A 19,368-nucleotide genomic window follows, 5' to 3' on the forward strand; every position below is an offset into this window, starting at 1 on the left:
CGCGTCGGCGCGCTCTATTCCACCGTCACGCTCTTGGCCAGGTTGCGCGGCTGATCCACGTCGGTGCCCTTGAGCACGGCGACATGGTAGGAGAGCAGCTGCAGCGGAATGGTGTAGACGATGGGGGCGAGCAATTCATCCACAGGCGGTACGTGGAGCACGCGCAGGTTGTCGGCGGCGGTCAGCGCCACGCCTTCGTCGGCGAACACGAACAGCTCGCCGCCCCGGGCGCGGACTTCCTGCAGGTTGGACTTGAGCTTTTCCAGCAGTTCGTCGTTGGGCGCGACGGCGACCACCGGCATGTCGGCGTCGACCAGCGCCAGCGGCCCGTGCTTGAGCTCGCCGGCCGGGTACGCCTCGGCGTGGATATAGGAGATCTCCTTCAACTTGAGCGCACCTTCCAGGGCGATCGGAAACTGGGTGCCGCGACCCAGGAACAGCGCATGGTGCTTCTCGGCGAACGCCTCCGACAGCTCGGCGATGGGGCCATCCATCTCCAGCGCCTGTTCGAGCAGCGCCGGCAGCCCGCGCAAGGCCTGCACCAGCGCCGTCTCGCGGGCATCGCCGCGCTCGCGGCGCAGCGCCAGGGTGAGCAGCAACAGCGCCACCAGCTGGGTGGTGAACGCCTTGGTCGAGGCGACCCCGATCTCCGGCCCGGCCTGGGTCATCAGCGCCAGATCCGACTCGCGGGTCAACGAGCTGCCCGGCACGTTGCAGATCGCCAAGGCGCCAAGATAGCCGGCCGCACGCCCCTTGGCATAGCGTAGCGCCGCCAGGGTGTCGGCGGTCTCGCCGGACTGGGAGAGGGTGACGAAGAGGGTATTCTCCGGCACCACCACCTCGCGGTAGCGATACTCCGAAGCGACTTCGACCGTGGTCGGGATACCGGCGAGCTTCTCCAGCCAGTAACGCGCCACCAGGCCGGCGTGATAGCTGGTGCCGCAGGCGACGATATGGATCTGCCTGACGCGCGCGAACAGCGCCTTGGCGTCGACCCCGAAGCTGCTCTCCAGCACCCGACTACCGCTGAGACGCCCTTCCAGGGTGGCGGCGACCACCGCCGGTTGCTCATGGATCTCCTTGAGCATGAAGTGGCGATACTCGCCGCGGCTGGCGGCGCTGTCGCCATGCTCGAAGGTGTGCACCGCCCGCTCGGCCGGTTCGCCGTCGGCGAAGATCTCGATACCGTGGGCATCCGACAGGCGCACCACGTCGCCCTCCTGCAGATAGACGAAGCGGTCGGTGACCTGCAGCAGCGCCAGGGTGTCGGAGGCAAGGAAGTGCTCGTCGATCCCTACGCCGACCACCAGCGGGCTGCCCTTGCGCGCGCCGACGATCTCGCGTGGCGCCTCCACGTGCATCACGGCCAGCGCGTAGGCGCCATCGATCCGGGCCAGGGTCGCCTGCACCGCGGCGAGCAGATCGCCGTGGGCGTCAAAGGCGCGTTCGAGCAGATGCGCCACCACTTCGGTGTCGGTCTCGGAGTCGAACACCACGCCCTCGGCCTCGAGATCGCGCTTGAGCGGTTCGTAGTTCTCGATGATGCCGTTGTGCACCAGTGCCAGGCGGCGCCCGGCGACGTGCGGGTGAGCGTTGGCCTCGGAGGGCTTGCCGTGGGTCGCCCAGCGAGTGTGGGCGATACCGATATGCCCCTTGAGGTCACCATCAGCGAGCTTCTCCTCCAGCGCCGCGACCTTGCCCAGCGCACGCAGGCGCGCCAGCGCGCCGTCGCTATCCAGCACGGCCATGCCGGCGCTGTCGTAGCCGCGGTACTCGAGCCGCTTGAGTCCTTCCAGCAGGATGCCCTGCACGTTGCGCGCTGCCAGCGCGGCGACGATTCCACACATGTTCGATGTCCTCGAAGCTATTGGGGCGCGTCGGCGACCACCAGCGTCACGCCCTGGGCCTCGATGGCGGCGGCATCCGCCGCCTCGAGACGCCAGTCGGTCACCAGGGTGTCGATACGAGCCCAGGGAAGTTCCAGATTGGGGATGCGGCGGCCGATCTTGTCGGCCTCCACCATCACCACCACCTCGCGGGCGACCTCGGCCATCACCCGGGTGAGGCCGAACAGCTCGTTGTAGGTGGTGGTGCCGCGTTCGAGGTCGATGCCGTCGGCACCGACGAAGAGCTGGTCAAAGTCGTAGGCCCGCAGCACCTGCTCGGCGATCTGGCCCTGGAAGGATTCCGAATGCGGGTCCCAGGTGCCGCCGGTCATCAGCAGCGCCGGTTCGGACTCCAGCTCGCGCAGCGCACCGGCCACGGCGAGCGAGTTGGTCATCACCACCAGACCGCGAAGCCCGCCCAGTTCGCCGATCAGCGCGGCGGTGGTGGTGCCGCTGTCGACGATGATTCGGTTGTGCTCGCGGATGCGCGCTCGCGCCGCCCGGGCAATCGCCTGCTTGAACGGCGACAGCGACTGCGCCGGTTCGCTCAGCATCTCCTGGGGCAGTGGCGCCGCGCCGCCGTAGCGCCGCAGCAGCAAGCCGCTGCGCTCGAGCGTGTTGAGATCCTTGCGGACGGTGACTTCTGAAATCGCGAAGCGGCTCGCCAACGTCTCGACCGGGGTTTCCCCGTGTTCGTTGACGTAGGCGAGAATGGCATGGCGGCGCTGAGCGGTATCGCGTTTCGGCATTCTTTCACTTCGTAAGATAATTCGATCACATCGAAACTCCACCGGCAGATTTTGTCAAGGAAATCGGTAAGCGCAAGAGCGTCTTTGAACCGCAGATCTGCGAAAATGGCCCCTCCCTGAAGTTGATCGCCCCGCAAGGAATGTTCACGATGCGTTGTTTCCACGCCGTTGTTTTGACTTTCGTGCTGATCGTCATCGGAGGATGTTCGCGGCCACCCGACATCCAGAAGTATCAGGGTGATGCCGAAGGCACCTCCTTTCATATCAGTTGGTGGACCGAGGGTGATGTCGACGGCGATCGGGTGAAGCAAGCCTTTGACCAGGCTCTGGAGCAGATCGACCTGTGGATCTCCAACTATCGCGATGACTCGCTGATCGCGCGCTTCAATCGCAGTCGCTCCACCGACTGGCAGGATTTGCCGCCGGAGGTAACGCAGCTGCTGGCGATCGCCCGGACCGTCCATCGCGATTCCCGGGGATGCTACGATCCGACGATCGCGCCGCTGTTCGACCTGTGGGGTTTCCGGGCGGACGAATTCCAGCCTCCCGACCGACAGCAGATCGATGCGACGCTTGCCGAGACTGGCTATGACCACGTCACGCTGGATGAAGGCGGTAGCCGAATACGCAAGACGCTGCCGGCACTCTCCATCGATATGTCATCCATCGGCGAGGGTTATACCCTCTGGCGCCTGCAGCGCGTACTGGAGAACGCCGGCGTTCACGATTACCTGATCGAGTTCGGCGGTGACACGCTGATCAGGGGCCACAAACCGGATGGCAGCCGCTGGAAGGTCGCGATAGAACGCCCATCGCCGGGCAACCTCGCGGTACAGAAAGTGCTGGAGATAACCGGCGAGGATGGCGTTTCCATCAATACCTCAGGGACGTACCACCATTTTTTCGATGCGCAAGGCCATCGCTATTCGCACATTCTCGATGCCCGTACCGGATCACCGGTCAGCCACGATCTGGTCTCCGCCAGCGTGATCGGAACCGATCCGCGCGTCGGCGACGCCTGGGCGACCGCCATGCTGTGTCTGGGGCAGCAGGCGGGCATGCAGGTGGCACGCCAGCAACATCTGGCGGTGTTGTTCATTCGAGAGGATCGGAACGGAAAGCTGATCGAAAGCCGCAGCCCGGCGCTGGTCGAGTCCGGGCTCGTGAAGGAGATGAAGTGAAATCGACCTAACCGAACGAACCGAGTCGATAGCCGATGCCGGCTTCGGTCTGGATCAGCCGTGGCGCGTCGGGATCGTCGCCCAGCTTCTGGCGCAGACGGCTGACGACGATACGCAGGTAGTGGGTGTCGTGGACGTGAACCGGACCCCAGATCTCCGCCAGCAGCTGATGCTGAGTGACGACACGATCGGGTTGGCGTGCCAGCATCGCCAGCACGCTGAACTCGCGTGGCGTGAGATGGACGGCCTCTTCGCCCCGAACGATCCGGTGTCGAGCCAGATCGATGGTCAGCTCGCCGAGCTTCAGTCCCTCGCCGAGGGTGCCGGGTGTGGTCGTGCGTAGCGCGGCCCGTACCCGCGCCAGCAGTTCCTGAATGCCGAAAGGTTTGGTGATGTAGTCATTGGCGCCGGCATCCAGCGCGGCCACCTTCTCCGCTTCGCTGGCACGTGCCGATACCACCAGCACCGGCACCTCGCTCTGGGCACGCAGCGCATCGAGCACTTCCATGCCATCCACGTCCGGCAGCCCCAGGTCGAGAAGCACCAGATCGGGGCGCTGATGATTGAACGCCGCCATGCCTGTATTGCCGTCTTCCGTCTTGATCACCTCGAACCCCTGAGAGGTCAGGCTGATTCGCATGAAACGACGGATCTGACGCTCATCCTCGATCAGCAGAATGCGCGGCCCGCGTTCCCCCATCGCCGAATCACTCATTCCTGCTCCTCTCGACCGCGTTGCCGCGATTCTCCATGGCCGTCCCGCCATTCTCTATCGCCGTCACGTCATTCTCCACTGCATTCCCCGAAGGCTGATGCTGCCCCTCCGCGGGCACCTCGCTGGCGGGAGGTTCCCAGATCGGCAACCGGATCTGGATATCGGTGCCCTGCCCCCAGTCCGCCGGGCCAGCACTGATCTCGCCACCGTGGGCACCGACCATGCCCCGACAGATCGCGAGTCCGAGACCGCTGCCCTGTGGGCCGCGGTCGCCCTCGCCACCGCTGAAGAACATGTCGAAGATGCGTTCTCGCAGCGCCTCGTCGATACCCGGCCCCTGGTCGGTGACATGGATCACCACCTGATCGGCCTCCCTGGCACCGGAGATGCGCAATCGCCCACCCTGGGGTGAGAATCGCGCGGCGTTCTCGATCACGTTGATCAATGCCTGTTCGATCAGCGCCGGATGGACGTATAGCAGTGGCAGGTCGGCGCCAAGATGACGCTCGACCGTCAGCGGTTCGACCACCGATTTGAGACGCTTGAGGGCGGAGGCGATGATATCCGATAGCGCGACCCAGTCTCGCTCGAGCTTCAGTCCGCCATGACCCAGCCGGGTCATGTCTAGCAGGTTCTGAATGTAGCGATTGAGTCGTTCGCTTTCACTGAGAATGCCGTCGAGCAGTTCCTGGCGGTCGGTTTCGGCCAGCTGCGACCAGAGCTCCCGCAACGAACTGGCGGAGCCGATGATCGAGGCCAGCGGCGTGCGCAGATCGTGGGAGACCGACGACAGCAGTGCCGAGCGCAGACGTTCGTTCTCTTCGGCCAGCCGCGCGGTGCCGAGATCGGCGACCAGCCGGGTGCGGTCCAGCGCGCTGCCCAGCTGGTTGACCAGATTGTCGATCAGCGCCTCTTCGGCGGCATCGAGCGGACGCTCGCGATCCCCCAGCGCCAGCCCCAGCACGCCGCGTAGCGTGTCGTTTCCGACGACGGGGACGAACCGCCAGCGCTGCGCGCTCAGGGTCTGGGTGCCGTGACCGCTCGGCCGCGCATGCTGATGCGTCCATCGCGACGCCTGCAGCGCAGGGGGTTCGAGCGCAATCTGTCCCGGGTGGGAGGCCGTGACCCGGGGCGGTCCGGCAGCATCGTCGCCCTCGACGAACACGCAGGGCAGCCCGAGCGGGTCGGCCAGCGCCTTGACCGCAATGTCGCGAACGCGGGCGTGATCGGCCGCACTCGCCAACGAGCGTGAGATCGACAGCATCTCCTGGATCCGATGGCGACTTTGCCGAAGTTCGCTCAACTGCCGCCGCACCTTGCCCGCCAGCTGGCCCGCGACCACCGCTACCAGGCAGAAGATCAGCACCGTCAGGACCTGATCCTGATGGATCATGGCCAGCGTGAACCGCGGCTCGGTGAACAGGAAGTTGTAGACCAGAGCGCTGAAAACCACCGCCAGCATCGCCGAGCGCGTGCCCGCGCGCAGCGCACTGGCAAGGACGGCAGCCAGGAAGATCAGCGACAGATTGGCCAGTTCGACCTGGGTCGAGAGCAGTTGGGCTGCCAGCGCCGCCAGCGCTGTGCCCACCAGCGGCCACAGCCACTCCCGCGCCAATGGTGGTCGCCAGCGGGGGCGAGAGGGCCGCGTCATCGCCTCTTCGTCGGCCAGCACGATCAGATCGAACGGCGGGCGCCGCGAAAGCAGCCGGTCGACCAGCGGTCGTCGCCATCCCGATCGCCACCAAACGGGTTGCCACCACGCCTGTCGCCGTGAAGTCGCCCGCCCGATCATCAAGGCGGTGATGTTGTGGCGTGCCGCGTGGTCCAACAGCTCCGCCAGCGGGTCGTCACCGCTGAGAGTTTCCCAACGCCCGCCCAACTGCTCGGTCTGCTGGCGCAGATTGCTCGACTCGCTGGCCGTGGCGGGATCGACATCGCGAAGCGGCGTGACCTGCACGGCCTGCCAGGGTGCCTGGTGACGCTGGGCCCAGCGGCTGGCAGCCCGCAGCAGTCCGTGATCGCTACGCTTGCCTTTCACCGCCACCAACAGTTTTGCCCGCACCGGCCAGGGGCCCGCCACGCCGCTGGCATCCATGACCTGGCGCACGTCGCTGTCGAGGCGATCCGACATCACCCGTAGCGCCAGTTCACGCAGCGCAGTGAGGTTGCCAGGCGAAAAATAGTGCTCCAGCGCCGTCCGCGCCTGTTCCGGCACGTAGACCTTGCCCTGCTGCAGGCGCTCGATCAGCTCCTGCGGCGTGAGATCGATCAACGAAATGTCCCGGGCTCGAGCGATCAGCCGATCGGGTACGGTTTCGCGCATCCGAATACCGGTAATCCGCGCCACGTCGTCGTTGAGACTGTCGACATGCTGGACGTTGAGCGTGGTCCAGACATCGATACCTGCATCGAGCAGCTCTTCGATATCCTGCCAGCGCCGGGCATGACGACCGCCGGGAATATTGCGATGGGCCAGTTCGTCGACCAGCAGGATCTGCGGTCGACGCGCCAGCGCAGCGTCTAGGTCGAATTCATGGAAGGTGCGCCCATGACGTTCCCTGGGCGTCAGCGCCAGACTCGGCAGCCCGTCGCAAAGGCGTTCGGTCTCATCGCGGCCGTGTGCTTCGATGACGCCCAGCAGCACGTCGCCCCCGGCGTCGAAACGTTCCCGCGCGGTGCGCAACATGGCGCTCGTCTTGCCCACGCCGGGGGCAGCGCCGAGAAAGATTCGCAGCGATCCGTCATGACCGGCCCGCGTCGTTGCCAACAGGGCGTCCGGATCGGGGCGCTGCACCTCGCGGGAATGATTCACGGTTTCGATCTCCGACAATCCGCTTCAGGGTAGCGGACGCGTCTCGATCTCATTCGATAGCGTCCAGTGCCAGATTGAGTGCCAGCACGTTGACGGTCGGCTGACCGAGCCAGCCGCCGCTGTCACTATAGCGCTCGACCAGCGCAGTGACAGCCGAAGGGGGCAGGCCGCGCGCGCGCGCGACACGATCGACCTGGATGGCCGCCGCTTCGGGGCTGATGGCCGGGTCGATGCCTGATCCAGAAGCGGTCAGCAGGTCCACCGGTATCCGGCCCGGCTCGACGCCGTCGCGGGCGGTGATCTGCCCGGCGTCGGCCTCGGCGCGTTCCCGCAGTGCCGGGTTGCTCGGCGCCAGGTTGGAACCGCCAACCGCGCCGGCCGCGTAATCCACCGCCGAAGGTCGACCCTGGAAATAGCGTTCGCTGGTGAATCGCTGACCCACCAGCGACGAGCCGATGACCCGACCCTCCGCATCGGCCAGCAGACTGCCGTTGGCCTGATGCGAAAATCCCAACTGGCCCAATCCGACCACCACCAGCGGATAGAGCAGACCGAGCACCACTGCCATGAGCAGGCTGAAGCGGACTGCCGTCAGCCAGCTGCCGTTGCCGGCGGACCGTTGGGCAGCGTGAGAGGCCTCATGGGGATCACCCTGGGCACCATGAGCGGAAACGTCGTGACGGGAATCAGTGACTGACATGGCAAGTCTCCAGAAATCTCAGAACAGCGGACCGATGAGCAGATCGATCAGCTTGATGGCGGGGAATGGCAGCAACAGGCCACCGAGACCGTAGATCAGCAGGTTGCGTCGCAGCATGGCGCTGGCGGATGCCGCGTGGACGCGAACGCCACGCAGGGCGAACGGAATCAGCGCGGGTATCACCAGCGCATTGAAAATGACCGCCGACAGCACCGCGGACTGCGGCGAGTGCAGGTGGAGCACGTCGAGACCGCCCAGCGCCGGCACGCTGGCGGCGAAGATCGCCGGCAGAATCGCGAAATACTTGGCGACGTCGTTGGCCAGCGAGAAGGTGGTCAACGCCCCGCGGGTGATCAGCAGCTGCTTGCCGATCTCCACCGCGCTGAGCAGCTTGCCGGGATCGGAATCGAGATCGACCATGTTGGCCGCTTCCCGCGCTGCCTGGGTGCCGGAGTTCATCGCCAGCCCCAGATCGGCCTGGGCCAGCGCCGGGGCATCGTTGGTGCCGTCGCCCATCATCGCCACCAGCCGACCGGCGGCCTGCTCCTCACGGATCAGTTCGAGCTTGCGCTCCGGCGTCGCTTCGGCGATGTAGTCGTCGACGCCGGCTTCGGCGGCAATCGCGGCGGCGGTGATCGGGTTGTCGCCGGTGATCATCACCGTCTTCACGCCCATCTCGCGCAGTTGCTGGAACCGCTCGGCGATCCCCGTCTTGATCACATCCGACAGCGCGATCACGCCCAGCAACACGTTGCCCTCCAACACCGCCAGCGGCGTGGCACCATGTCGCGAGATGCGTTCGACCAGCGCCTCGAAATCCCCCGGCACGCGGCCTCCCGCTTCCTGTACCAGCCGGGCGATGGCGTTGGGCGCGCCCTTGCGCCAGCATCGACCATCGGCGAAGTCGAGACCGGAAACCCGACTCATCGCGGAAAACGGCACGACCTCGGCGTTCTGCGGCGAATCCAGTGTCGCGCCCTGATCGCGCGCCAGCACGACGATGGAGCGCCCTTCCGGGGTCGGATCCTGCAGCGAGCAGACACCGGCGATCTCCCGCAGTCGTGTCAGGTCGACCCCCTGACACGGCGCGAATTCGGTGGCACGACGGTCGCCGAGCGTGATCGTGCCGGTCTTGTCGAGCAGCAGGGTGTCGATGCTGCCGGCAATCTCCACCGCCTTGCCCGATTTGGCGACCAGATTGGCACGCATGGCACGCTCCATGCCGGCGATGCCGATGGCCGGCAGCAGCCCGCCAATGGTGGTGGGGATGAGACACACCAGCAACGCCACCAGCATCACCGTCGAAGTCTCGATCCCCACGAACAGCGCCATCGGTACCAGCGTGACCACGACGATCAGGAATATCAGCGTCAGCGTCGACAGCAGCACGGAGAGTGCCAGTTCGCTGGGTGTCTTCTGGCGGCTGGCGCCTTCCACCAGCGCGATCATGCGGTCGAGCAGCGACTCGCCGGGGTCGACGCTGACCTCGATGATCAGCTCGTCGGAGAGCAGTTTGGTGCCGGCGCTGACGCCGCTGTTATCGGTGCCCCCCTCACGCAGTACCGGTGCCGACTCGCCGGTGACGGCGGACTCGTTGATCGAACCGGCACCCTGGATGATTTCACCGTCGGCAGGAATCAGCTCTCCGGCGATCACCCGGATCCGATCGCCCCGGCGCAGCTGATCGGCGGCGACCGTCTCTTCGCCGTTCTTGGTCACACGCCGTGCCTTCAATTCACCGCGGGTGGCGCGCAGGCTACCGGCGTGTGCCTTCCCGCGCGCTTCGGCCATCGCTTCGGCCGCGTTGGCGAACAGCACCGTCGCCAGCAGGACCAGGGTCACGATCAGCGCGAACGTTCCCTGACCGCCATCCTCGGCAAACGCCATGCCGGTATAGAGCGCGCAAACCAGGGTGCCGATGGCGACCACCGCCATCACCGGATTGCGCGCGAGACTGCGCGGGTTCAACCGGCGCAGGGATTCTCCCAGCAGGGTCAGCGGTCGAACGCGCAGACCTTGGGAGGCTTCGTGTGTTTGCATCATTGCCATGTCTCTTTCCTCGATCCCGTTTCCACCAGTCCCGCTCCGTCAATTCCGTTTCCGTCGACGCGATTCATCAGGGCAGGGTCAACTGCTCGGCGATCGGACCCAGCACCAGCGCGGGCAGGAAACCGAGCAGGTTGACGATGACGATGACACCCGCGGTCAGGCCGACGAACGCACCACCCTCCAGCGACAGGGTGCCGCGCCCTTGTGGCGCCGTGCGTTTTTCCATCAACCATCCGGCCACCGCCAGCGGCACCAGCATCGGCAGGAAACGGCCAACCGCCAGCGCCAGCACGCAGGCCAGGTTCCACCATGGCGTACCGTCGCCGAGTCCTTCGAAGCCGGAGCCGTTGTTGGCGAATGCCGAGGTGTATTCGTAGAGCACCTGCGAGAGCCCATGAAAGCCAGGATTGGAATTGCCGGTCAGCGCGGGAAACGCCACGGTGATGGCGGTCAATCCGAGGATGATCAGGGGTTGCGCCAGAATCGCCAGCGAGATCCAGCGCATCTCGCGGGTCTCCAGTGGCTTGCCGAACAGTTCCGGGGCGCGGCCGATCATCAGCGAACCGATGAACGCCGCCAGCATCAGGTAGAGCAGATAGCCGATCAAGCCCACGCCGATGCCGCCGAAGGTGACGTTGACGAACATGTCCATCAGCAGCCCCAGGCCACCCAGCGGGTTGAAGCTGTCGTGCATGGCGTTGACGGAGCCGTTGGAGGTCTGAGTCGTCCAGCTGCCCCAGAGCGCGGAGAGGTCGCTGCCGAAGCGCAGCTCCTTGCCCTCGAGATTGGGGCTGCCGGCGACGGCGAGTCCGGCCAGCGCGGCGTTGGGCTGGCGTTCCGACACCACGATCAGTGTGGTGGTGATCAACGAGAACGCGATCATCACCGCGCCGATACCCATCATCAGTCGGCGACGGCCGCTGATGACGCCGACGGCGATCAGCGTTGCGACCGGAATCAGCAGCAGCGCGATCGTCTCGACGAGATTCGCCAATCCGGTCGGATTCTCCAGCGGCACGGTCGAATTGGGGCCATACCAGCCGCCACCGTTGGTGCCCAATTGCTTGATCGCCACCATCGGCGCCACCGGGCCGCGCGGAATGACCTGTGCCGCGCCTCCATCGAGCATCGTCACGCTCTGCGCTCCCTGATAGGTGGCCGGCACGCCCTGCCACACCAGGACCAGCGCCACCACCAGCGATAGCGGCAGCAGCACCCGCACCACGATCCGCGTGAGGTCGACGTAGTAGCTACCGACCGAGTAGTTACCGACCGAGTCGCGTCCCATCCCGCGCCCGGCGGGCGTACTGGTGCTGACGGTCGTGCTGGTGGTCTGGCGCCGGAGCAGCGTACGCGTGATGGCGAGCAGAACCGCCAGCCCGGTCGCCGGGGTCAGAAACTGCAGCGTGACGATGGCGAGCGTCTGGCTCAGATAGGAGAGCTGCGCCTGGCCCGAGTAGTGCTGCTGGTTGGTGTTGGTGGCGAACGAGACCGCGGTGTGAAGCGCCGTATCCCAGCTCATGCCGGGGATGCCATCGGGGTTAAGCGGCAGCAAGCCCTGGCCCATGAAGACGAGCCAGGCTAGCCCGATCAACAGCAGGTGAAGTTTCAACACGGCCAGCAGATAGGCCGACCAGGTCATCGACACGCGGCCGTCGACCCCGGCCAGGCGCATCAGGACCGATTCCATCGGTCCGAACAGGCGATCCATCACGGTGGACCGATCCGTATCCAGCGCGCGGCCCATATAGAGCCCGAGTGGCAGCGCCAATCCGATCAGCAGGGCATAGCAGAGCATCATCGCGTTCATGGCTAGAATCGCTCCGGCCAGCACAGTGTCGCCAGCAAATAGACGGCGGTCACCAGGGCGATCGCCAGCATCAGGTAGGACATGAGTTACCTCCTCGTTCGAGAGGTGCTCAGTGTCGAGTCGAGGGGCGTAAAAATTCGATGAGGAAAGTCGGCGCAAGGCGTCAAGAAAACGTAAAAATACCAAGCCAGGTGGCACAACGAACCGGCGGGCGGCATCATCGACTACCGATGACCACCGACTTCACAAGGACAAGCGTCATGTCGACCTCTTTGAACAGCCAAGCGCTCCTCGAGAAGCTGATCGGCTTCGCCACCGTCAGCCGCGACTCCAACCTTGCCCTGATCGAGTTCGTGCGCGATTACCTCGCCGAGCAGGGCATCGATAGCGAACTGATCCACAACGAGGACGGCAGCAAGGCGAATCTGTGGGCGACGATCGGCCCCGCCGACCGTGGCGGCGTGGTGCTTTCCGGACACACCGACGTGGTGCCGGTGGATGGCCAGCCGTGGACCGTACCAGCCTTCGAGATGACCGAACGGGACGGCAAGCTCTACGGTCGCGGATCGACCGACATGAAGGGTTATATCGCTTGCGTGCTGGCGGCGGTGCCGAGCTTCAAGGCGGCCGAACTCGAGACGCCGATTCATCTGGCGTTCTCCTATGACGAAGAGGTGGGCTGCCTTGGCGTGCGTTCGATCATCTCGATGCTGGAGGACAGGCCGCATCGGCCGATCGCCTGCATCATCGGCGAGCCGACCGAACTCAAGCCGGTGCTGGGCCACAAGGGCAAACTCGGCGTGCGCTGCCAGGTGAAGGGCGCGCCCTGCCACTCCGCCTATGCACCGGAAGGGGTCAACGCCATCGAGACCGCGGCGAAGATGATCACCAAGCTCACCGAGATCGGTGAACGACTGGCCGATCCGGCCCATCACGACGAGCGCTTCTATCCACCCTTCTCGACCGTGCAGACCGGCGTGATCGAGGGCGGCCGGGCGCTCAACATCGTGCCGTCGGAGTGTCGTTTCGACTGGGAAGTGCGCTCTCTGCCAGGCTTCGATGCCGGTGAGGTCGAGCGCGAGATGCGCGACTACGCCGACACCGAGCTGCTCCCGCGCATGCGCGCCGTCGAGCCCGACACCGACATTCGCTTCGAGCCGCTGCAGGCGTATCCGGGGCTGACCACCGAGGCCTCGAGCGACGTGGCGCGACTGATCTCCACCCTGGCGGATCGCGATGACTTCGGCACGGTCGCCTACGGCACCGAGGGCGGACTGTTTCACGAGGCCGGCATTCCCACCGTGGTGTGCGGCCCCGGTTGCATGGACCAGGGCCACAAGCCGGACGAGTTCATCGCCATCGAGCAGCTCGAACGCTGCGACGCGATGCTGCAGCGGCTGGTGAAGCATCTCGGCGCACGAGGAGATTCATGATTCCCGGGCGACTTCGCTGGGCATCCGCCCTTGGCCTGACACTGCTGGTCGGCTGCAGCACCCAGCCACCGCAGCCCGGCTTCGAGCAGCGCCCGGCAGCGGTAAAAACCGAGTTGGTCGGCCTGATACCGGCCTCGACCGAGGACCGCGACGGCTGGGCGACAGACATCACCGCCGCCTTCTCGGCCCAGAACCTGCCCGCGACGAAGGACAACCTCTGCGCCACGCTGGCGGTGATCGAGCAGGAATCGACCTATGACGCCGATCCCAGCGTGCCCAATCTATCCGTCATCGCCCGCCAGGAGATCGAGCGCCGGGCCAGCGCGCTACATATCCCCGGTTTCCTGGTGACTGCCGGGTTGAATCTCGAATCACCCACCGGAGAGAGCTACAACGAGCGCCTCGATCACATCACCACCGAGCGCGAGATGAGCGAGATCTTCGAGGATTTCATCGACATGGCGCCGCTCGGCCGGGAGCTGTTCGGCAGCCTCAACCCGGTGCACACCGGCGGCCCGATGCAGGTCAGCGTCGATTTCGCCGAAGAGCACGCCGACGACTACCCCTACCCGATCGACGGCTCGATCCGTCACGAGGTGTTCACCCGGCGCGGCGGACTCTACTTCGGCATCGCCCACCTGCTCGGCTATCCGGCCAACTACGACGAGCCGATCTACCGTTTCGCCGATTTCAATGCCGGCTGGTACGCCAGCCGCAACGCCGCCTTCCAGGCCGCCGTCACCCAGCTTTCCGGGGTTCCACTCGCCCTCGACGGCGACCTGATCATCCCCGGCTCGCGTCAGGCCGGGCAGACCGAGTTGGCGGTACGCGCCTTGAAGCGTCAGTTGGATATGGACGACGGTGAAATCCGCGATGCGCTGGAGAAAGAGGATTCCCTCGATTTCGAACGGACCGCGCTCTACGAAAAGGTCTATTCGCTGGCGCTACAGCAGGAAGGTCAGCCCATCCCCTACGCACGCCTGCCGGGAATCAAGCTCGAAAGCCCCAAGATCACCCGCAACCTGACCACGGCATGGTTCGCCAAGCGGGTCGATGACCGCTGGCAGCAGTGCATGAGGCGGTGATGTCCAATATTTGAAATCTGAACGGCAAGTTTCTCCAGTCGCCGGAAAGAAACCATCCGATAGCGCCTTCCAGGCTCAACCCGAGCGATATTCGGCGAGCCGGGTCTATCGACATGGGTAAGGCGAACTAGACATCTGAGTGATGTCTGGTTCGCCGAACGAGCTGGCCATGGATGGCCAGCTCCGGCCTGCAAGCGGGACAGGATGTTTTAGCGAAGCAGGTCGCTAGAGGAGCGCCGGGACAGGGACGTCCTTGCGCGCCGACCCGAAGCGCTGACGAAGATCGCTCGGGGTTTCTTGAGCCTGTGGCGCGAAAAAGGGGAGCGCGAGGGGCCTGCCCCTCGCAGTCACGACGACGACAGCCGTAAAGCTCTCGTCAGTCGTAATCTCGTCTGAAGTGAATAAGCCCCGAGCGAGGGCCCGAACCTATCAAGACTTCGGCGTCTTCACCGGGCGCTGCCAGCCGGGCTTGGCCACCTGACGGCTGCGCCCAATTGCCAGCTCGTCATCTTTCACTTCGCGGGTAATGGTGGAACCCGCGGCGATGGTGGCGCCGTTGCCGATGGCGACCGGTGCAACCAACGAACTGTTGGAGCCGACGAACACGGCTTCGCCGACCCGGGTGAGATGCTTGTTGGCGCCGTCGTAGTTGCAGGTGATGGTGCCGGCGCCGATATTGGTGTCGCGGCCGATTTCGGCATCCCCCAGGTAGCTGAGATGGCCCGCCTTGACGCCCTCGCCCAGGCTGGCGTTCTTGGTCTCGACGAAGTTGCCGACATGGGCACGCGCGCCGAGCCGGGTGCCGGGGCGCAGCCGGGCGAAGGGCCCGCAATCGCTCTCCTCCCCCATCTCGGCGCCTTCCAGATGGCTGTTGGCCTTCACCACGGCGCCGCGACGCAGCACGCTGTCCTTGATCACGCAGTTGGGGCCGATGACGACGTCATCCTCCAGGATCACCTGGCCTTCGAGGATCACGTTGACGTCGATCTGGATATCGCGCCCGACGGTGACGTCGCCACGTAGATCGAAGCGTTCGGGATCGGCCAGCCCCACGCCCGCCGCCATCAGACGATCGGCCTGACGGCGCTGGAAGGCCCGCTCAAGCGAGGCGAGCTGGCGACGGTCGTTGACGCCCTCGACCTCCACCGGCGAACCCGGCTGGCTGGCGGTGACCTCGACACCGTCGGCGGCGGCCATGGCGATCACGTCGGTCAGGTAGTACTCGCCCTGGGCGTTCTCGGCGGAGAGCTCGGGCAGCCAGCGCCGGAGCTGGGTGGCGGTCATCGCCATGATCCCGGTATTGCACTCGCGGATGGCGCGCTGCTGGTTGTCGGCATCCTTGTGCTCGACGATGGCGACGACCGAACCCTTGCCGTCACGCACGATGCGGCCGTAACCGGTCGGGTCTTCGAGGGTCACCGTCAACAGCGCCATGTGACGCTCGTCGACGCCCTCGAGCAGAGTCTCGAGGGTTCTGGCCTGGATCAGCGGCACGTCGCCGTAGAGCACCAGCACCTTGCCGTCGCCGAGGCTATCCAGCGCCTGCGCCACGGCGTGCCCGGTGCCCTTCTGCTCGGCCTGCTCGCAGAAGGCGAGCTCACGGTCCGCAGGCGTCGACAACGCCTGGCGCACCATCTCGCCGCCATGACCGATGACCATGTGCAGCCGCGCCTGCTCCAGCCCCGATGCCGTGTCGACGACGTGCTGAACCAGGGAACGCCCCGCCAGCTTGTGCAACACCTTCGGCGTCTTCGAGCGCATGCGGGAGCCCTGGCCGGCGGCCAGTATCACGACGTCGAGAGTCATGGCGTTCTTCCTTCTGATCAATGAAAACCGGGCGTCATTCTAGCGTGTCGGAGGCAGCCTGACAGAATCCGATCGTCTGGCCTCCAGGCATGAAAAAGGCGACTCCAGGGAGTCGCCTTCGGGTATTGCCATCAGCACATGCTGCCTGGGCGCCTGGCGCGTCAGCCGCGACCGCCCTTGCGGCGCAGCTGTTGCAGCGTGCGCAGCTGAGCGGAGGCTTCGGCCAGTTCGGCGGAGGCTCGTGCGTAGTCGAGCTCGCTCTGTTTCTCGTTGAGCGAGGCCAGCGCATGTTGCCGCGCCTGCTCGGCTTCCGCCTCATCGAGATCGCTGGCTCGGGTGGCGGTATCCGCCAGCACCGAGACCACGTCCGGCTGCACTTCGAGGAAGCCGCCGGTGACGTAGTAGAGCTCTTCTTCGCCGTTCTCCTGGATCACGCGCACCGGACCGGGCTTGAGCTCGGTCAGCAGCGGCGCGTGACCGCGCAGGATACCCAGATCGCCGGCCACGCCGGCAGCAATGAGCTGCTCGACGTTGCCCGAGAAGATCTCCTTCTCGGCACTGACGATGTCACACTGAAATGTGGCCATAGCGATTTATCTCCCGGGAGTCTGCAGGCTTAGGAAACACTGCATAAATGACTGCACAGGCGAATCGCTGCGTTGCACGGTGCTCGAAGACTCGCCTAACCCCATGTTATGTCTCGCCTTCTGCGCTCCGTGCGCCTTGCGCTTCATCCTGTTCGTCGATTTATTCAGCATTTCCCTTACTTCATGCTCTTGGCTTTCTCGACGGCTTCGTCGATGGTGCCGACCATGTAGAACGCCTGTTCGGGCATGTCGTCGTAGTCGCCGTTGAGAATGCCCTGGAAGCCACGGATGGTTTCCTGCAGCGACACGTACTTGCCCGGTGCACCGGTGAAGACCTCGGCGACGAAGAACGGCTGCGACAGGAAGCGCTGGATCTTACGCGCCCGGGCCACGGCCAGCTTGTCTTCGTCGGAGAGCTCGTCCATCCCGAGGATGGCGATGATGTCCTTGAGCTCCTTGTAGCGCTGGAGCACGTTCTGGACACCGCGAGCGGTGTTGTAGTGCTCTTCGCCGACTACCAGCGGATCAAGCTGGCGAGACGTGGAGTCGAGCGGATCGACGGCCGGGTAGATACCCAGTTCGGCGATGGAGCGCGACAGCGTCACGGTGGAATCCAGGTGGGCGAAGGTGGTGGCCGGTGACGGGTCGGTCAAGTCATCAGCCGGCACGTAAACGGCCTGGACGGAGGTGATCGAGCCGGTCTTGGTCGAGGTGATACGCTCCTGCAAGGCGCCCATCTCTTCGGCCAGGGTCGGCTGATAGCCCACCGCCGACGGCATACGACCCAGCAGCGCCGACACTTCGGTACCGGCCAGGGTGTAGCGGTAGATGTTGTCGACGAACAGCAGCACGTCGCGACCTTCGTCACGGAAGTTCTCGGCGATGGTCAGGCCGGTCAGAGCGACGCGCAGACGGTTGCCCGGGGGCTCGTTCATCTGGCCGTAGACCAGCGCGACCTTGTCGAGAACGTTGGACTCGTCCATCTCGTGGTAGAAGTCGTTACCTTCACGCGTACGCTCACCGACACCGGCGAACACGGAGTAGCCGCTGTGCTCGGTGGCGATGTTACGGATCAACTCCATCATGTTGACGGTCTTGCCGACACCGGCGCCGCCGAACAGGCCGACCTTGCCGCCCTTGGCGAACGGGCAGACCAGGTCGATGACCTTGATGCCGGTCTCCAGCAGATCGCTGGAGGCGGCCTGATCCGCGTAGCCGGGGGCCTGGCGGTGGATCGGCATGCGCTTGGCATCCGAACCGATGTCGCCGGCCTCGTCGATCGGCTCACCCAGCACGTTCATGATACGACCCAGCGTCTCGGTACCCACCGGTACGGAGATCGGGGCACCGGTGTTGACCACTTCGATGCCGCGCTGGAGACCTTCGCTGGAGCCCATGACGATGGCGCGAACCACGCCGTCACCGAGCTGCTGCTGCACTTCGAGAACGGCCTCTTTACCCGAGACCGTCAGCGCGTCGTAGACCTTGGGAACGTCGTCCCGCGGGAATTCTACGTCAACCACCGCGCCTATGATTTGTACGATACGTCCGCTCATAGTGGTTCCTCGTAAACCTGCAAATGAAACCTGTTGGGCCAAGCCGTACTCGAGATCGCCGTCACGCAGACGGCGATGTCGTCATACCGCCGCGGCACCACCGACGATTTCCGAAATTTCCTGGGTAATGGCCGCCTGACGCGCCTTGTTGTACACCAGTTGAAGATCGTCAATCAGATCGCCGGCGTTGTCGGTCGCGTTCTTCATCGCGATCATGCGCGCGGCCTGCTCACAAGCCGCGTTCTCCACCACGGCCTGGTACACCTGGGATTCGACGTAGCGAACCAGCAGGTGATCGAGCAGGGTCTTGGCATCCGGCTCATACAGGTAGTCCCAGCTTTTGTGCGTGTCGCCGGAACCGGGTTGTTCTTCCCCATCGTTTTCGTTGTCGACAGCCTCAAGAGGCAGCAACTGACGCACGACGGGTTTCTGGCTCATGGTGTTGACGAATTCGTTGTACACCACGTAGAGCCGATCCAGACTGCCTTCATCGAAGGCATCGAGCATCACCTTGACGCTACCGACCAGATCCTGGGCTTCCGGCGCATCACCAAGACCTTTCTTGGCTGCCAGCAGGTTGCCGCCGCGCTTGCGGAAGAAACCACCGGCCTTGCTGCCGATCGCCGCGAAATCGGCGCCCACGCCCTTCTGGTCCCAGTCCCGTGCGTGCTTGACCACCGCCTTGAACATGTTGACGTTCAAGCCGCCGGCGAGCCCGCGATCACTGGAAACGACGATATAACCGACGCGCTTGACGTCGCGTTCGATCATGTAGTCGTGACGGTATTCCGGATTGGCCTTGGCGACGTGGCCGACCACCCGGCGGATCAGTTTGGCATAGGGCTGGCTAGCCGCCATGCGCTCCTGAGCCCGACGCATTTTCGACGCAGCGACCATTTCCATGGCGCTGGTGATTTTCTGCGTGTTCTTGATGCTCCCAATCTGGGACTTGATCTCTTTTCCAGCTGCCATCTCGGATCACCCTGATTCATGCCGCTC

14 protein-coding genes are annotated in these 19,368 nt (G+C 64.9%); 3 read left to right on the plus strand and 11 right to left on the minus strand.

The genetic code is table 11. The annotated features are described in order from the left end of the window. Positions 1-14: 14 nt before the first annotated feature. Positions 15-1,847, minus strand: a complete 1,833-nt coding sequence (glmS, locus tag DOM56_RS02690) for a glutamine--fructose-6-phosphate transaminase (isomerizing) (protein ID WP_110707360.1) — start codon at positions 1,845-1,847, stop codon at positions 15-17. Between the two features lie 17 nt (positions 1,848-1,864). Further along, on the minus strand, positions 1,865-2,635 hold the full coding sequence (locus DOM56_RS02695; RefSeq protein ID WP_110707361.1) for a DeoR family transcriptional regulator: 771 nt from the start codon (positions 2,633-2,635) through the stop codon (positions 1,865-1,867). Between the two features lie 149 nt (positions 2,636-2,784). Between DOM56_RS02695 and DOM56_RS02700 the strand changes: the two genes are divergently transcribed. Next, positions 2,785-3,816 (plus strand): FAD:protein FMN transferase, encoded by a 1,032-nt coding sequence (locus DOM56_RS02700; RefSeq protein ID WP_157958140.1) that lies wholly within the window; start codon positions 2,785-2,787, stop codon positions 3,814-3,816. A gap of 7 nt (positions 3,817-3,823) precedes the next feature. Here the strand turns inward: DOM56_RS02700 and DOM56_RS02705 are convergent, their stop codons facing one another. The 5 genes from DOM56_RS02705 to kdpA all read right to left on the minus strand — a co-directional run bounded on the left by DOM56_RS02705 (position 3,824) and on the right by kdpA (position 11,902). Beyond that, positions 3,824-4,531, minus strand: a complete 708-nt coding sequence (locus DOM56_RS02705) for a response regulator (RefSeq protein ID WP_232822146.1) — start codon at positions 4,529-4,531, stop codon at positions 3,824-3,826. Further along, entirely contained in the window at positions 4,524-7,343 is a 2,820-nt protein-coding gene (locus DOM56_RS02710) for a sensor histidine kinase KdpD (RefSeq protein WP_110707590.1), read from the minus strand. The genes DOM56_RS02705 and DOM56_RS02710 overlap by 8 nt, the downstream gene beginning before the upstream one ends. 49 nt (positions 7,344-7,392) lie before the next feature. After that, the gene (gene kdpC, locus DOM56_RS02715; protein WP_110707363.1) at positions 7,393-8,043 is read right to left on the minus strand and encodes a potassium-transporting ATPase subunit KdpC; all 651 of its coding nucleotides are present in this window, start codon (positions 8,041-8,043) and stop codon (positions 7,393-7,395) included. An 18-nt stretch (positions 8,044-8,061) separates the two neighbouring features. After that, on the minus strand, positions 8,062-10,092 hold the full coding sequence (gene kdpB, locus DOM56_RS02720; protein WP_280951274.1) for a potassium-transporting ATPase subunit KdpB: 2,031 nt from the start codon (positions 10,090-10,092) through the stop codon (positions 8,062-8,064). A 67-nt stretch (positions 10,093-10,159) separates the two neighbouring features. Then, positions 10,160-11,902, minus strand: coding sequence for a potassium-transporting ATPase subunit KdpA (kdpA, locus tag DOM56_RS02725; protein WP_110707365.1), 1,743 nt, complete (start codon positions 11,900-11,902; stop codon positions 10,160-10,162). Between the two features lie 260 nt (positions 11,903-12,162). Here kdpA and argE point away from each other — a divergent pair, with 260 nt between their 5' ends. After that, a complete protein-coding gene (gene argE / locus DOM56_RS02735) occupies positions 12,163-13,335 on the plus strand; it encodes an acetylornithine deacetylase (RefSeq protein WP_110707366.1) in 1,173 nt (390 codons plus the stop codon). After that, positions 13,332-14,420 (plus strand): DUF1615 domain-containing protein, encoded by a 1,089-nt coding sequence (locus DOM56_RS02740; protein WP_110707367.1) that lies wholly within the window; start codon positions 13,332-13,334, stop codon positions 14,418-14,420. Before argE ends, DOM56_RS02740 begins: the two co-directional genes overlap by 4 nt. A gap of 429 nt (positions 14,421-14,849) precedes the next feature. Here DOM56_RS02740 and glmU read toward each other — a convergent pair whose 3' ends face one another. The 4 genes from glmU to atpG all read right to left on the minus strand — a co-directional run bounded on the left by glmU (position 14,850) and on the right by atpG (position 19,341). Continuing rightward, positions 14,850-16,226 (minus strand): bifunctional UDP-N-acetylglucosamine diphosphorylase/glucosamine-1-phosphate N-acetyltransferase GlmU, encoded by a 1,377-nt coding sequence (gene glmU / locus DOM56_RS02745; protein WP_110707368.1) that lies wholly within the window; start codon positions 16,224-16,226, stop codon positions 14,850-14,852. A 161-nt stretch (positions 16,227-16,387) separates the two neighbouring features. Beyond that, a complete protein-coding gene (locus DOM56_RS02750; RefSeq protein ID WP_110601671.1) occupies positions 16,388-16,813 on the minus strand; it encodes a F0F1 ATP synthase subunit epsilon in 426 nt (141 codons plus the stop codon). Between the two features lie 176 nt (positions 16,814-16,989). Next, positions 16,990-18,369: a F0F1 ATP synthase subunit beta gene (gene atpD, locus DOM56_RS02755; RefSeq protein ID WP_110601669.1), complete on the minus strand. Its 1,380-nt coding sequence runs from the start codon at positions 18,367-18,369 to the stop codon at positions 16,990-16,992. Between the two features lie 81 nt (positions 18,370-18,450). Then, positions 18,451-19,341 carry a F0F1 ATP synthase subunit gamma gene (gene atpG / locus DOM56_RS02760; protein WP_110707369.1) on the minus strand — a complete coding sequence of 297 codons (891 nt, stop codon included), beginning with the start codon at positions 19,339-19,341 and terminating at the stop codon, positions 18,451-18,453. Positions 19,342-19,368: the final 27 nt, after the last annotated feature.

The sequence above is a fragment of the Salinicola sp. CR57 genome (assembly GCF_003206585.1).
GTDB lineage: Bacteria > Pseudomonadota > Gammaproteobacteria > Pseudomonadales > Halomonadaceae > Salinicola > Salinicola lusitanus.

What these genes read in the sequence shown, in the direction of transcription:
- glmS (WP_110707360.1), bottom strand. Translation starts at nt 1,847, where the DNA reads ATGTGTGGAATCGTCGCCGCGCTGGCAGCGCGCAACGTGCAGGGCATC.
- DOM56_RS02695 (WP_110707361.1), bottom strand. Translation starts at nt 2,635, where the DNA reads ATGCCGAAACGCGATACCGCTCAGCGCCGCCATGCCATTCTCGCCTAC.
- DOM56_RS02700 (WP_157958140.1), top strand. Translation starts at nt 2,785, where the DNA reads ATGCGTTGTTTCCACGCCGTTGTTTTGACTTTCGTGCTGATCGTCATC.
- DOM56_RS02705 (WP_232822146.1), bottom strand. Translation starts at nt 4,531, where the DNA reads ATGAGTGATTCGGCGATGGGGGAACGCGGGCCGCGCATTCTGCTGATC.
- kdpC (WP_110707363.1), bottom strand. Translation starts at nt 8,043, where the DNA reads ATGTCAGTCACTGATTCCCGTCACGACGTTTCCGCTCATGGTGCCCAG.
- kdpB (WP_280951274.1), bottom strand. Translation starts at nt 10,092, where the DNA reads ATGGCAATGATGCAAACACACGAAGCCTCCCAAGGTCTGCGCGTTCGA.
- kdpA (WP_110707365.1), bottom strand. Translation starts at nt 11,902, where the DNA reads ATGAACGCGATGATGCTCTGCTATGCCCTGCTGATCGGATTGGCGCTG.
- argE (WP_110707366.1), top strand. Translation starts at nt 12,163, where the DNA reads ATGTCGACCTCTTTGAACAGCCAAGCGCTCCTCGAGAAGCTGATCGGC.
- DOM56_RS02740 (WP_110707367.1), top strand. Translation starts at nt 13,332, where the DNA reads ATGATTCCCGGGCGACTTCGCTGGGCATCCGCCCTTGGCCTGACACTG.
- glmU (WP_110707368.1), bottom strand. Translation starts at nt 16,226, where the DNA reads ATGACTCTCGACGTCGTGATACTGGCCGCCGGCCAGGGCTCCCGCATG.
- DOM56_RS02750 (WP_110601671.1), bottom strand. Translation starts at nt 16,813, where the DNA reads ATGGCCACATTTCAGTGTGACATCGTCAGTGCCGAGAAGGAGATCTTC.
- atpD (WP_110601669.1), bottom strand. Translation starts at nt 18,369, where the DNA reads ATGAGCGGACGTATCGTACAAATCATAGGCGCGGTGGTTGACGTAGAA.
- atpG (WP_110707369.1), bottom strand. Translation starts at nt 19,341, where the DNA reads ATGGCAGCTGGAAAAGAGATCAAGTCCCAGATTGGGAGCATCAAGAAC.